Raw genomic sequence first — 11,884 nt, forward strand, 5'->3', positions numbered from 1 at the left:
TGTGGATTTCGTTGTTGAGGTGGGGTGGGGGGTGCTTTTTTCGTGGTTTTTTGCGGGGTGGAGGGGGTTGGGTGTCTGCAGCTGGTGACAGGTTGGGGGCGGTTGGCCGGATGAGCTGTTCGGCGGAGTCCTGTTTGCGCCACTTCGCGCGGTTGCCTTGGGGCGGCCTGCTGGACCGGGATCGTGGGGTCGGACTCTGCGGCCCGGTCGTGCGGGAGCCGAAGGTCGAAGAGGCAATGTTGGCCGCTCAGTGTCGAGGGATCGGGCCAAGCCAGGCCAGGCGGGGCGACTGAGAGCGTCGGGCGGGGCAATCGTCGAGCTAGGCGAAACCGCGTCGAGCGGGCGTGCCCCTGCGAGCCGAACTCGCGTAATCCCGAAGCGGCAGCGATCTCGGCTGCCGAGCCGCCAGCTGTCGCGCGTCGCCAGCACCCGGCGCGACCCCGGAGTCAATCCCGGAACGGCAACCTCGTCTCCCGGTGCCCGGCCCTGCCCGACCGGGCACCGGGAGCGCAGAACGCGGGCGGCCCTGAGTCGCCGCCGGCGTCCGCTTCGAGGGTGGTCAGGTGCCCCGGTTCGCGGTGTGCCGCTTGTGCAGCACGGCACCGGCGACGTGGACGAGGGCAACCACGCTCGCGGTAGCCAGACCGGCCAGCACGCCAGCGGTCGCGAAGACGATCGCGGTCGCCCCGGAGAGCAGCACCAGCAGGAGCGCGATCAGCTGCCACGGCTGAGTCCCGCCGTCCCGCTGCGCGGCCAGTTCGACCGCCGTCCGCGCGGTCTTCCACGACGGGTAGGCCGGTCTCGTAGTCGGCCGCGGAGACGGTACGACCGGGGCTGGCTGGGGCATGCCCGGTTCGTGAAACGTCACGGTCACCCGGCCGGGGCGTTGACTCACGGCGACGGCATACGGTCTGTCGCCGCGGCTGTCCGGTTTTTCTGTCCGACGGCATGCCTGGCCTGCATTTTCCGCGCCAGGAACGGTCATTGCGCTTCCTTTCTTCTCCGCCGGAAAAGTGCCGGAACACAGTTCCCAGCCCGCCCCCGAGGGGAACTGGTTCCGGCGGCCGCGGCGGGCGTCCCGGGTATGGAATATTCCACCCATTTAACCCCTCCTGCCTGCGGTGATGCCATCTTTGCATGCCCGTCGCCGATCGCGCTAACCCGGGGCGGGAAATTCTTCGCCGAAGCCGCCGTTCGTGGTGTTTGCGGAACGGGTTTTCGCGATCTGCCGGACTATTCCAGGTGTTATCTGTCCGCACATATTCGACCCGATCGGATGAATGTGGCCCGAGGTCCACTTTGGGGTTCGCCACCTTGATCAACCCGGCGAACGCGACGGGTGCGCTGCTACGGTGAGTGTCCGTCGCAGATGGGGGAGGGCATGGACGTACGGACCCTGGCTCGCGAGGAACGCGCCGACTTCGCGGACTTCCTCGAGACGCTCACGCCAGAGCAATGGGACCAGCCGACACTGTGCGCGGGCTGGAACGTTCGCTCGGTCGTCGCGCACGTCGTGAGCTACGACGAACTGAGCGGACGCCAGCTGGCGCAGCGGCTCGCCCGCGCGAGGCTGTCGCTGAGCCGAGCCAACGAAATCGGCCTCGCCGAATACCGGGTGCGCGCGCCGGAGGAGTTGATCGGCGTCATGCGTCGACACCCGCAGCCGGGACGGCTCCTGGGAAAATTTGGCGGGATGATCGGGTTTCTCGACGGTTTGATCCATCAACAGGACATCCGCCGCCCGCTCGGGCAGCCGAGGACGATCCCGGCGGCGCGGTTGCGCCGGGCGCTGGACCTGTCGCTGCGCGCTCCGCCGATCGGGGTGTCGCGGCGGCTGACCGGTCTGCGCGCAGTCGCGACGGATTTGGACTGGACCTCCGGGACGGGCATCGAAGTCCGCGGCCCGGCGGAGGCTTTGCTGCTCGCGCTGGCAGGCCGTCGCGCGGCGGCGGACGATCTGAGCGGCCCGGGTCTCGACGTGCTGATCAGCCGCACCACCGTGGCTTGATCCGGCTGGGGTATCGACGCTGCATGACCACGCGGCCGCTTTCGGCGTGCCGATCAGACTTCGCTGCTGTGACGTCTTGCGCTACGGCCCTGGCCCAGACGCGGCTCCCGGGGTCCTGATCGACCCCCATCGTGTCGTGATCGTGCCCGCATCCTGGCAATTCGCGCCACGGTCGTGTGACAACCCGCGCGCGGGGGTTGCGTATGCGCTTGGCGACAGCAGTCATAGCGGCGACCGCACTCCGGAAAGCGAGGTGATGCCCGCGCGGACGCTCGCCGCCTTCCCCCTCGCGGCGCCCGTGACTGCTGCCGCGCCTCGCATCGCTGAAGCAGCACGGGCGCCGTAACGCTCGCGGCGGCGTCCGCTCTCCCCGGGGGTGTCACCATCTGGTGACACCTAACCCGGCGGTAACCCGCGCTCGCTCCCCGGCGTGCGCGGAAAGCCCTTGTGGCTAAGGGGAAATCCCGGTCCCGATGATCACCCGGAACGGGGGCTTGCGTTACGCGGCGGCGACATCGGAAATGGGACTCCAAGCACCACAAGGGGAGGAGTCCGGTGTTCAGATGGCAGCAGGCGGAAGGAAAACGGCACGCACTGGACGGGCCGTTCGCGCCGCGACCCGGGGAAACGTTCACCGCATTGTGCGGAGCCGAAGTCACGGTCGCCCGCAGCGACGTGCCACAGCTCGGCGGCCACTGGTTCGATCCGACGTGCCCTGACTGCGCGGAGGAATGGCTCCGCCAGGAGGGACAGGCCCGCTCGAGTGAAGAACGGTGCCTGGTGTGAACAGCGCGATGCCGGTCTTGCGTGTGCGGGTCGCGGCGGGGCCGGATTTGGCGGGAGAAGAAGCGGCCCTGGAGCGCTGGACACGGACCTCGCGGTTGGTGCCGCCACGGCCCGAGGCGGTGGCGCCACAGCTGGCATCGGCGGCGGGGCTGGCAACGCGTTGGGGAATGGCACCGGTACATGGGTTGCCTGCCGCGGCAGCAGCACCGCGAGGGGCATCCAACCGAGTGGGAGCACGAGGCGGCCTGGCATTCGCTGGGGACAGCGCATGACCGGCCACTGGAGCAGACTGCCCGAGCAGCGCACGTCAGCAGTAGGGCTCACCGGCCCCGAGTTGGTTACCTGGATTCGGGACCTCCAAGCCACCCTCGCGTTGGATCTCGGATTCCTGAGCCGTGCGCTCGACGAACGATATCCGCGACCGGACGCGGTGCGGGATCTCGGCGAGCGCCTTCTCGACCTCGGGCGAGCCCTGATCCGGCGGGCCGATCACCTCAACGAGATCGTCCTGGCGAGCCTGCCCGCGCACGGCTGGCTGCCGCAGGCGGGTGCGCCGGAGAACGCGGCACGGCTGGCACATCAGGTCGGGCGGCGTCCGTTGCGGTGCGGGCCGGTCTATCTCGGGTTGTGCGGGGCCGCGTGTTATCCGGTGTTCGGGCAGGATCCGCACGACCACACGAAACGGTATGCGCGCTGCGCGGACTGCCAGAGCAAGGGCGGTGCGGCCATGCTTCGCGAGTGAAGCGGCGCAACCGCAGCGGAACCGGTGAGCCACGGCGGGCGCGGACCAGAGCAACTCGGCCAGCGGCCGAAGCAGGGCGCGGACCGGAACACCCCGGCCAGGGGTCAAAGGAGGGCGCGAGCCGGAGCAACCCGGCCTGCGGCCGAAGCAGGGGCACGAGCCGGAACGACCCGGCCACCGGAGGAAGCAGGGCACGAACCGGAACACCCCGGCCAGCGGTCAACGCAGGGCCCACAAACCGGATCACCCAGCCGAAACCAGGCCGTCAACCCAGCATGTCCCGGGGTTTTCCGGTTTCCTGTACCGATGAGCGAGGAGACCTCCACCCGTTCCACCGAGCGGCTGTTCAAGATCGCGATCACGCTGAAGGGCCTCGACGGCGGCCTTCAGCTGATCGGGGCGCTGATCCTGGCGTTCATCCCCGCGACGGTCGTCACGGGGTTCGTCAACGCGGTCATCACCCGCGATCTGCTGGGCGACCCCTCCGGCACGCTGGCACGGCATCTGGAAACCGCTGCCGAGCATTTCGCCGGAGGGGGGACCAAGACGTTCGCCGTGATCTACCTGCTGGCGCACGGGTTGCTCAAGCTCGCCCTCGTGTGGGCGCTCGCGCGCAAGTGGGTCCGCGCCTATCCGGTCGCGATGGTCGTGCTCGCGGCGTTCGTCGTGTACGAGATCTACCGCGCCTTCGAAACGCACTCCATCGCGCTGCCGTTCTTCGCGGCGCTCGACGCGGTGATCATCGTGCTCGTCTACCGCGAGTACCGGGCCCTCAAGCGCGAGCGCGCTTAGGCGGCGGTGTGCAGCCTCTCCGTGACCAGCGCGGCCACGTCGGGAGCTTCCACGAACAGCGCCGTCGCGTTGTCGCGGCCGCCCAGGGCGATGGCGGTGGCGACCAGCGCTGAGGCGCCGCGGGCCGGGTCGGCGAGGATTTCGTCGATCGTCGCGGGCGTGAGGACCTTGTGCACGCCGTCGCTGGTGAGCAGGAGGCCGCCGCTCGGGGTTTCCGTCGTGCCGATCTCCTCAGGCTTCGTCGTGCGGACGCTCGTGGTGACCAGGTGCTCCATCCGCGGCGAGTACGGCTGGTGCCGCGAGCGGAAGTACTCCGCCATCGTGTGGTCCCGCGTCAGCTTGTGGATCATCGACCCGTCCCATGCATACGCCCGCGCGTCGCCGACCCACGCGATCCGGTATCCGCCGGCGAACGGCATCGCCACCACGAGGACGGCGTCGCCAGTGCCGCCCAGCCGGTGAACTGCTTGCTGGGCCGCCAAAACCGCCTTGACCGGACCGGCTTCGACGGGAGTGCGCGCGGCGGCCGCGGCGGCGACCTGGGCGGCTCGCCCGGCGCCGGGGTCGTCCCCGACGCCGTCGGCGAGTGCGAAGGTGATTCCGCGCGCCCCGGCGGCCGCGTAGGCGCTCACCGCGTCGGCATTGCGCTCGCGCGGGCCCTGCTCGCTCGCGGTGTGCCAGCGTGGGTATGCGGCCATCGTGACCTCCCGGACGTTCGCGGCGGATGACTCTCCGTGCTTTCCAGAATGCGCCTCGTTCCTGGGAGGAGGCTGAGGATTTCCGGACTTACCGGGTGAGCTGGTAGACAGTTTCGCCACCGACCGTGGTCGCGGTGAAGTTCGCGGCCACCCACTCGGAGATGTCGTTCGACCCGCCGCCGGGACCGCCGCCCCGGCCGCCGTCCACGTAGTACGCCACTTCGCCCGCCGCGACGTACTGCTTGAACTGCTCCAGCGTCGGGGCCGGATCGCTGCCGTCCCAGCCGCCGATGCCCATCACCGACTTGCCGCTCGCCAGCTCCAGGCTCGCCGCCGACTGCGATCCGGTCGTCGCGGCTGCCCACTTCGTCGTCGTGCCGCCCAGCAGCTGGCCGACGGAACCGTTGGCCTCGTCCATCCCGCCGCCGAAACCGCCGCCCATTCCGCTGCTCCGAGGACCCGAAGTCGGGATAGAACCGCTGTGCGGCAAGGAAACCGTCTCCGCGGCGTACCCGGCGGTGCCGACCCCGAGCGTCAGGACGATCGCCGCCGCCAGGCCGACCAAGACGGTCCGCGTCCGCGGCACCCCGACCACCACGATGGTGCTCACGAGCAACCCCAGCACCACGATCACCCAGCGCAGCGCGGGCACCCAGTCCGGCGTCCGGTCGAGCAGGATGAAGTCCCACACCGCGGTCGCCGCGATCATCCCGCCCAGCACCGTCCGCGGCGCGGGGTGCGCCCGGCCGCGCCACAGCGCGTGCCCGGAAATCGCGACCAGCGCGGCGATCGCGGGCGCGAGCTGCACCGCGTAGTACGGGTGCACGGTGCCGCTCATGAAGCTGAACACCAGCCCGGTCACCAGCAGCCACCCGCCCCAGACCAGCAGCGACGCCCGGGTCCGGTCGGTGCGCGCGGCCCGCCGGGTGAACCACAGCCCGGCCGCCAGGCCGATCAGCGCGGCCGGCAGCAGCCACGAGACCTCCGTGCCGAAGCTCGCGCCGAACATCCGCCCGAGACCGGAGCTGCCGCCGAACGCGGTGTTCCCGCCGCCCTGGCCGCCGCCCATCCCGCCCATGCCGCCGCCGTTGCCCTGCCCGCCGAAGATCCGGCCGAGCCCGTTGTACCCGAGCGCCAGCTCCAGCAGGCTGTTCCCGGTCGACCCGCCGATGTACGGCCGCGAAGCCGAAGGCCAGAGCTCCACCAGCGCCACGAACCAGCCCGCCGACACGATTACCGCGATCCCTGCGTAAACCAAGTGCAGCAACCGTTTCCCGAGCCCGGTCGGCGCGGCGATCAGATAAGCCAGCGCGAACGCGGGCAGTACGAGGAACGCCTGCATCATCTTCGTCAGGAACCCGAAACCGATTGCCACGCCAGCGAAAACGAGCCACCGAGGGCTGGCCTTCTCGACCGCTCGCACCGTGCAGTACGCACCGGCGATCAGCAGCAGCGTGAGCAGCGCGTCCGGGTTGTTGAAGCGGAACATCAGCGCGGCGACCGGCGTCAGCGCGAGCATCGCCCCGGCCAGCAATCCCGGCAGCGGCCCGGAAACCCGGCGGACAGTCAGGTACAGCAACCCGACCGACCCGACGCCCATCAGCGCTTGCGGAGCGAGCACCGTGAAACTCGAGAACCCGAAGATGCGCGCGAAAGCCGTTCCCACCCACAACGCGGCAGGCGGTTTGTCGACAGTGATCACGTTCCCGGCGTCCAATGAGCCGAACAGCCACGCCTTCATGCTCTGCGTGCCCGATTGCACGGCTGCGGCGTAGAACGAGTTGCCGAACCCGGAAGCGGTCAAGTCCCAGAAGTACAGGACAGCGGTGAGCGCCAGGAGGCCGAACACCGACGGGCGGATCCAGCGAGGTTTCGCGCGGTCCGGCGCGTCCGGGACGGCAGGCCGGGCGGACAGGACAGTGCTCAAGACGACTCCTCGGTAGCGGTACGGCGCGGATTGAAGACCCAGCCCCGCAGCAGCAGGAAGCGCAGCACCGTGGCGGCGAGGTTCGCCAGCACGAGCACGGTCGTCTCCAGGACGAGCCCGGGATGGGTGGCGTGGTTGAGCAGGGCGAGCGAACCGCTGGTCAGCGCCAGTCCGAGGCCGAACACGATGAGCCCCTCGAACTGGTGCCGCCCGGCTCCGGCCCGGCCGCGGACGCCGAACGTCACCCGCCGGTTCACCGCGGTGTTCGCGATGGCGGTGACGAGCAACGCGGTGAAGTTGGCCGCCTGCGCGCCGACCATGGTCCGCAGCAGCAGGAAAAGCAGCAGGTAAGCGACGGTGCTGGCGATGCCGACCGCGGCGAACCGCACGAGTTGCTTGACCAGGCTCGGGGACACTCCGGGGGCCTCCACGCCGATCGGTTCGCGGCCGAGTTGTTCGCGCAGCCGGTGCACGGGGATCTCGCCGGTGAGGGTCGCGCGGGTGACCCTGGCGATGCCCTTGAGGTCTGCGGTGGCGGTCGCGATGAGGTCGACTGACGAGTCCGGGTCGTCGACCCAGTCCACCGGCACCTCGTGGATCCGCAGCCCGGCGCGCTGGGCGAGCACGAGCAGTTCGGTGTCGAAGAACCAGCCGGTGTCGCGCACGTGGGGGAGCAGCGCGCGGGCGACGTCGGCGCGGATCGCCTTGAACCCGCATTGCGCGTCGGAGAATCTCGCCGCGAGCGTGCCGCGGAGGATCAGGTTGTAGCAGCGGGAGATGAACTCTCGCTTCGGCCCGCGGACCACGCGGGCGCCGCGGGCGAGGCGGCTGCCGATCGCGACGTCCGAATGTCCGGACAGCAGCGGGGCGACGAGCGGGTCAAGCGCGGCGAGGTCGGTGGACAGGTCCACGTCCATGTACGCCAGCACGGCGGCGTCCGAGGCGGACCAGACGGCTTGCAGTGCGCGGCCGCGGCCCTTCTCGTCGAGGTGGCGCACTTCGACTTCAGGGAACTCACGGGCCAGTTCTTCGGCTACGGCAAGGGTTTTGTCGGTGCTCGCGTTGTCCGCGACGGTGATCCGGTACGGATAGCCGGCGCGTTCGGCGAGGTGCGCCCGCAGTCTGCGGATGCACGGTTCGAGGTCGGCCTCCTCGTTGTAAACCGGGATGACGACGTCGAGCACGGGATGCGGGCCGCCGAGGCCGACCGGAGTCGTCCCGGGCCGCGGGGCGCCGCTGCGGGAGGGGGCGGTGGCGTTCATGAGTTCACCGTCGTCCGCCGGGCTTTGGCCACGTTGTGGCGTTCCTGTGCCTGCGCTGTGCGACGTACGCCCGCTCGGGTGATCTTGGCCGCACGACACGGAATCAGGCAGTCAGGTCATAGACGCTGACACCGTCCACTGTGGTCATTCGGTAGTTATCGGCCACCCACTGGACGATCCGGGCGGCCGCGTCGCTTCCGCTGCTGGACCCGCGCATCGTCATGCCGTCGCCGAGGAAGTAGCGGATCTGTCCTTGCCGGACGTACTGCTCGAACTGCGCGAGCGTCGGATACGGGTCGGTGCCGTTGAATCCGCCCACCGCGAGCACGGGTTCGCCGCTGCCGAGCTGGTATCCGGCGGCGTTGTTGGACCCGACGGTCGCCGCGGCCCACCGATGGTCGCCGGACTGCCGCAGCAGTGCCGTCAGATTCGCGCCGGGCAGGGTGGTGCCGAGGAGCCCGCCGCCTCCGCCGAACATTTGCCGGGTATTCGGTCCGGCGGACGGAATCGCGCCGCTGTGCGGAGTCGCCGCAGTGGCGAGGCTGTACGCGCCCGTTCCGGTGAGCAGCACGACCAGTCCCAGCACCGCGGCGACTCGGCCGAAGTGCTGAACGAAAAACAGGACGATAGCCGCCAACAGCCCGAGAATGAGCACAGTCGGGGCAAGCCACGGTTGCCAAGAGCCGTCCAGCAGCAGATAACTCGTTACCGTCGTCAGTGCGACACCGCCGCTCAAAAGCCCGATCGCGGCCGGATTGCCGCGGATCCGCCACAACTGGACGGCGGCGGTCCCGACGAGCGCGGCGATCGCCGGGGCGAGCGCGACGGTGTAGTAGGGGTGGATGATCCCGCCCATGAAGCTGAACACCGCGGCGGTCACGATCAGCCAACCGCCCCAGAGCACCAGCGAAGCGCGACTGCGGTCGGTGCGCGGCGCGTAACGGGTGAACCAGAGACCAGCGCCGAGCCCGAGCACCGCGGCGGGCAGCAGCCACGCGATACCGCCCGCCATCTCGCTGCCGAACAACCGGAACAGGCCGGTGCTGCCCCAACCGCCGCCCGGACTTCCGCCGACGCTGCCGGTCTCGTCACCGGTGATGCGGCCGAAACCGTTGTAGCCCAAGGTGAGTTCGAGCAGGCTGTTGTTCTGCGACCCGCCGATGTACGGCCGGTCCGCGGCTGGCCACAACGCCACGACGGCGAGATACCAGCCTGCCGAAACCACGACCGCACCCAGTCCAGCGAGCAGATGCAGCAGACGCTTGCCGAGGGTGATCGGTGCGGCGACGAGGTACGCGAGGGCGAAGGCTGGCAGGACGAGAAAAGCTTGCAGCATCTTGGCGAGGAAGCCGAATCCGATTGCCACGCCAGCGAAAACCAGCCATCGAGGGCTGGCCTTCTCGATTGCCCGCACCGTGCAGTAAGCAGCGGCGATCAGCAATAGCACCAGTAATGCGTCTGGGTTGTTGAAGCGGAAAATCAGCGCCGCGGCCGGGGTGAGAGTGAGTACCGCGCCAGCGAGCAATCCCGCAGCCGCGCCAGAAGTGCGCCGCACAGTCGCGTACAGCAGCCACGTGGAGCCGACACCCATTAACGCTTGTGGCACCAGGATGCTCCACGCGTTCACGCCGAACAGCCGTGCGGACAGGCTCATCACCCAGAGCGCGGCTGGCGTCTTGTCCACAGTGATGCCGTTGGCCGCGTCGGTGGAGCCGAAGAACAATGCCTTCCAGCTCTGCGATCCGGCCTGCGCGGCGGCGGAGTAGAACGCATTGGCCCAGCCGGAAGCGCTGAGATCCCACAGATACAGCGCGGCCGTGGCGACGAGCAGCAGCACGAGGGACGGGCGCACCCACCTCGGTTCGGAGCGCTGTACCGGCGCGGCGGGAACGGCGGAATGGGTCGCGACTGCGGTCATGCGGCAAGCCTCGCGGGACGACCTGGGGCCGCGATGTGCCTACCCTGTGTGCCCGCTGTGGGACTTGCGGTCATCCACGGGCGGTGTGCGCTGAGCCGGAACCGCGATCGGCAGCCGCACGGCGAATTCCGTCTGGCCGGGGCGGCTCCGCATCGCGATGGTGCCGTGGTGCGCGGTCAGCACTGCGGACGCGATCGCCAGGCCCAATCCGGTCGAACCGGCTGCCCGCGACCGTGACGAATCCCCGCGGGCGAAGCGTTCGAACACCGCCGGCTGCAACTCCGGCGGGATGCCCGGGCCGTTGTCGGTCACGGTCACTATGGCGCTGCCGTCCGCGGATCTCGCGAGAGCGGTGCTGACCGTGGTGCCGGGCGGCGTGTGGACGCGGGCGTTCGCGAGCAGGTTCGCCAGAACCTGGTGCAGCCGTTGGACATCGCCAAGGACGAGGATCGGTTCGTCCGGCATCGCAAGTTGCCAGACGTGGTGCGGGCCGGCCACGTGCGCGTCGCCGACCGCGTCCGCGACCAAGCGGGTCAGGTCGACTTCGGCGACGTCCAGCGGGCGGCCCGCGTCCAGGCGGGCGAGCAGGAGGAGGTCTTCGACGAGCGCTGTCATGCGGTCGGCTTCGGACTCGATCCGGGTCATCGAATGCGCGACGTCCGGCGGGGCGTGGCTGCCGGACCGTCCGGCGAGTTCGGCGTACCCGCGGATCGCGGCGAGCGGCGTGCGCAGTTCGTGGCTGGCGTCGGCGACGAACCGGCGGACGCGCAGTTCGCTGGCGTGCCGGGCTTCGAGGGCGGAGGAGATGTGGCCGAGCATGTGGTTCAGCGCCGCGCCGACCTGGCCGACTTCGGTGCGGGGGTCGGTGTCTTCGGCGGGGACTCGGACGGACAGGTCGACGTCGCCTCGGTCGAGGGGGAGTTCGGAAACTCGGGAGGCGGTTTCCGCGACGCGTTCCAGCGGGCGGAGGGTTCGGCGGACTGCGAAGGCGCCGAGGAATGCTGCGCCGGTTACTCCGGCGGCGGCTACGCCGAAGAGGATCAGGCCGACGGTCAGGAGGGTTTGCTGCATCGCGGCCAAGGGGACGCCGGTGATGACTACGCCGTCGGGGACTGGGAAGGCGGTGAGGCGGTAGTCGCCTAGGGAGCCGATGGTGCGGGTGTAGGGGCGGCCGTTGGTGGGGAGGTCCTGCAGGGCTGTTAGTTCGTCTGGGGTGAGGGTCAGGCGTTGGCCGTGGGGGGAGAGCCAGCCGCCGGTGCCGTTGGTGCCGTCTGGGGAGAAGTGGGCGGTGACCGTGCCTGCGCCTTGGCCGGGGGCGTCGAGGGGGTTGCGTTCGCTGGCGGGCGGGCCGGGGTGGGTGGCGAAATCCAGGGCTCGGGCGGTGGCTGCGGAGAGCTGGGTGTCGGTTTGGGTCATGAGGAAGGCGCGGAGAGCGAATTCGCTGATCACGCCGATGGTCAGGCAGACGAGGGAGAGGAGGATTACTACGGAGACGGTCAGTTTTGTGCGCAGGGATTGCCGGGCCGGGCGGGCGGCGAACCTTGCGCGGGGGGTCATGGTTTGAGGGTGCGGTTCGTCGGTGTGGGGGCGATGTGTGCTCGCTGTGAGTGGGCTGTGGGGGCGTCTGTGCGGGCGGCTCGTCGCCTGGCGGCGACATTGCGTCCGTTGGTTGCGTGGGGCACCCCGAAGCTTGATTGTGCTGACGGTTCGGGGGTGCTTGTCAAGGCGGGAAAGATGCCTTGACAAGCACC

At 69.7% G+C, this 11,884-nt stretch carries 10 protein-coding genes; 4 read left to right on the forward strand and 6 right to left on the reverse strand.

Going from position 1 to position 11,884, the window contains the following annotated elements; translation table 11 throughout:
- Positions 1–559: 559 nt before the first annotated feature.
- On the reverse strand, positions 560–847 hold the full coding sequence (locus PUT80_RS45365) for a hypothetical protein (RefSeq protein WP_037813883.1): 288 nt from the start codon (positions 845–847) through the stop codon (positions 560–562).
- Positions 848–1,381: 534 nt separating this feature from the next.
- On the opposite strand from PUT80_RS45365, the gene PUT80_RS45370 reads away from it, so the two are divergent.
- The 4 genes from PUT80_RS45370 (at position 1,382) to PUT80_RS45385 (ending at position 4,328) form a co-directional block, all read left to right on the forward strand.
- Complete coding sequence (locus tag PUT80_RS45370) at positions 1,382–2,008, forward strand: maleylpyruvate isomerase family mycothiol-dependent enzyme (RefSeq protein ID WP_167754165.1); 627 nt, start codon at positions 1,382–1,384, stop codon at positions 2,006–2,008.
- A gap of 555 nt (positions 2,009–2,563) precedes the next feature.
- The gene (locus tag PUT80_RS45375; RefSeq protein ID WP_037813880.1) at positions 2,564–2,794 is read left to right on the forward strand and encodes a zinc finger protein; all 231 of its coding nucleotides are present in this window, start codon (positions 2,564–2,566) and stop codon (positions 2,792–2,794) included.
- 268 nt (positions 2,795–3,062) lie between these two features.
- Complete coding sequence (locus PUT80_RS45380; RefSeq protein ID WP_275295827.1) at positions 3,063–3,536, forward strand: hypothetical protein; 474 nt, start codon at positions 3,063–3,065, stop codon at positions 3,534–3,536.
- A 306-nt stretch (positions 3,537–3,842) separates the two neighbouring features.
- Positions 3,843–4,328, forward strand: coding sequence for a DUF2127 domain-containing protein (locus PUT80_RS45385; protein ID WP_037813879.1), 486 nt, complete (start codon positions 3,843–3,845; stop codon positions 4,326–4,328).
- Here PUT80_RS45385 and PUT80_RS45390 read toward each other — a convergent pair.
- The 5 genes from PUT80_RS45390 to PUT80_RS45410 form a co-directional block, all read right to left on the reverse strand.
- A complete protein-coding gene (locus tag PUT80_RS45390; RefSeq protein WP_037813877.1) occupies positions 4,325–5,026 on the reverse strand; it encodes a serine/threonine protein phosphatase in 702 nt (233 codons plus the stop codon). The genes PUT80_RS45385 and PUT80_RS45390 overlap by 4 nt on opposite strands.
- Before the next feature lie 88 nt (positions 5,027–5,114).
- Complete coding sequence (locus PUT80_RS45395) at positions 5,115–6,953, reverse strand: glycosyltransferase family 39 protein (protein ID WP_275295828.1); 1,839 nt, start codon at positions 6,951–6,953, stop codon at positions 5,115–5,117.
- Positions 6,950–8,215: a bifunctional glycosyltransferase family 2/GtrA family protein gene (locus PUT80_RS45400; RefSeq protein WP_275295829.1), complete on the reverse strand. Its 1,266-nt coding sequence runs from the start codon at positions 8,213–8,215 to the stop codon at positions 6,950–6,952. The genes PUT80_RS45395 and PUT80_RS45400 overlap by 4 nt, the downstream gene beginning before the upstream one ends.
- 103 nt (positions 8,216–8,318) lie before the next feature.
- Positions 8,319–10,133 carry a glycosyltransferase family 39 protein gene (locus PUT80_RS45405; protein WP_275295830.1) on the reverse strand — a complete coding sequence of 605 codons (1,815 nt, stop codon included), beginning with the start codon at positions 10,131–10,133 and terminating at the stop codon, positions 8,319–8,321.
- A gap of 39 nt (positions 10,134–10,172) precedes the next feature.
- Entirely contained in the window at positions 10,173–11,690 is a 1,518-nt protein-coding gene (locus tag PUT80_RS45410; protein ID WP_275295831.1) for a HAMP domain-containing sensor histidine kinase, read from the reverse strand.
- Between the last annotated feature and the right edge of the window lie 194 nt (positions 11,691–11,884).

Origin of the sequence: Amycolatopsis sp. La24 (assembly GCF_029087445.1) — a bacterium.
Lineage (GTDB): Bacteria > Actinomycetota > Actinomycetes > Mycobacteriales > Pseudonocardiaceae > Amycolatopsis > Amycolatopsis nivea.

Coding starts and splice junctions, on each gene's coding strand:
- PUT80_RS45365 (WP_037813883.1), bottom strand. CDS start 847: ATGCCCCAGCCAGCCCCGGTCGTACCGTCTCCGCGGCCGACTACGAGA.
- PUT80_RS45370 (WP_167754165.1), top strand. CDS start 1,382: ATGGACGTACGGACCCTGGCTCGCGAGGAACGCGCCGACTTCGCGGAC.
- PUT80_RS45380 (WP_275295827.1), top strand. CDS start 3,063: ATGACCGGCCACTGGAGCAGACTGCCCGAGCAGCGCACGTCAGCAGTA.
- PUT80_RS45385 (WP_037813879.1), top strand. CDS start 3,843: ATGAGCGAGGAGACCTCCACCCGTTCCACCGAGCGGCTGTTCAAGATC.
- PUT80_RS45390 (WP_037813877.1), bottom strand. CDS start 5,026: ATGGCCGCATACCCACGCTGGCACACCGCGAGCGAGCAGGGCCCGCGC.
- PUT80_RS45400 (WP_275295829.1), bottom strand. CDS start 8,215: ATGAACGCCACCGCCCCCTCCCGCAGCGGCGCCCCGCGGCCCGGGACG.
- PUT80_RS45405 (WP_275295830.1), bottom strand. CDS start 10,133: ATGACCGCAGTCGCGACCCATTCCGCCGTTCCCGCCGCGCCGGTACAG.
- PUT80_RS45410 (WP_275295831.1), bottom strand. CDS start 11,690: ATGACCCCCCGCGCAAGGTTCGCCGCCCGCCCGGCCCGGCAATCCCTG.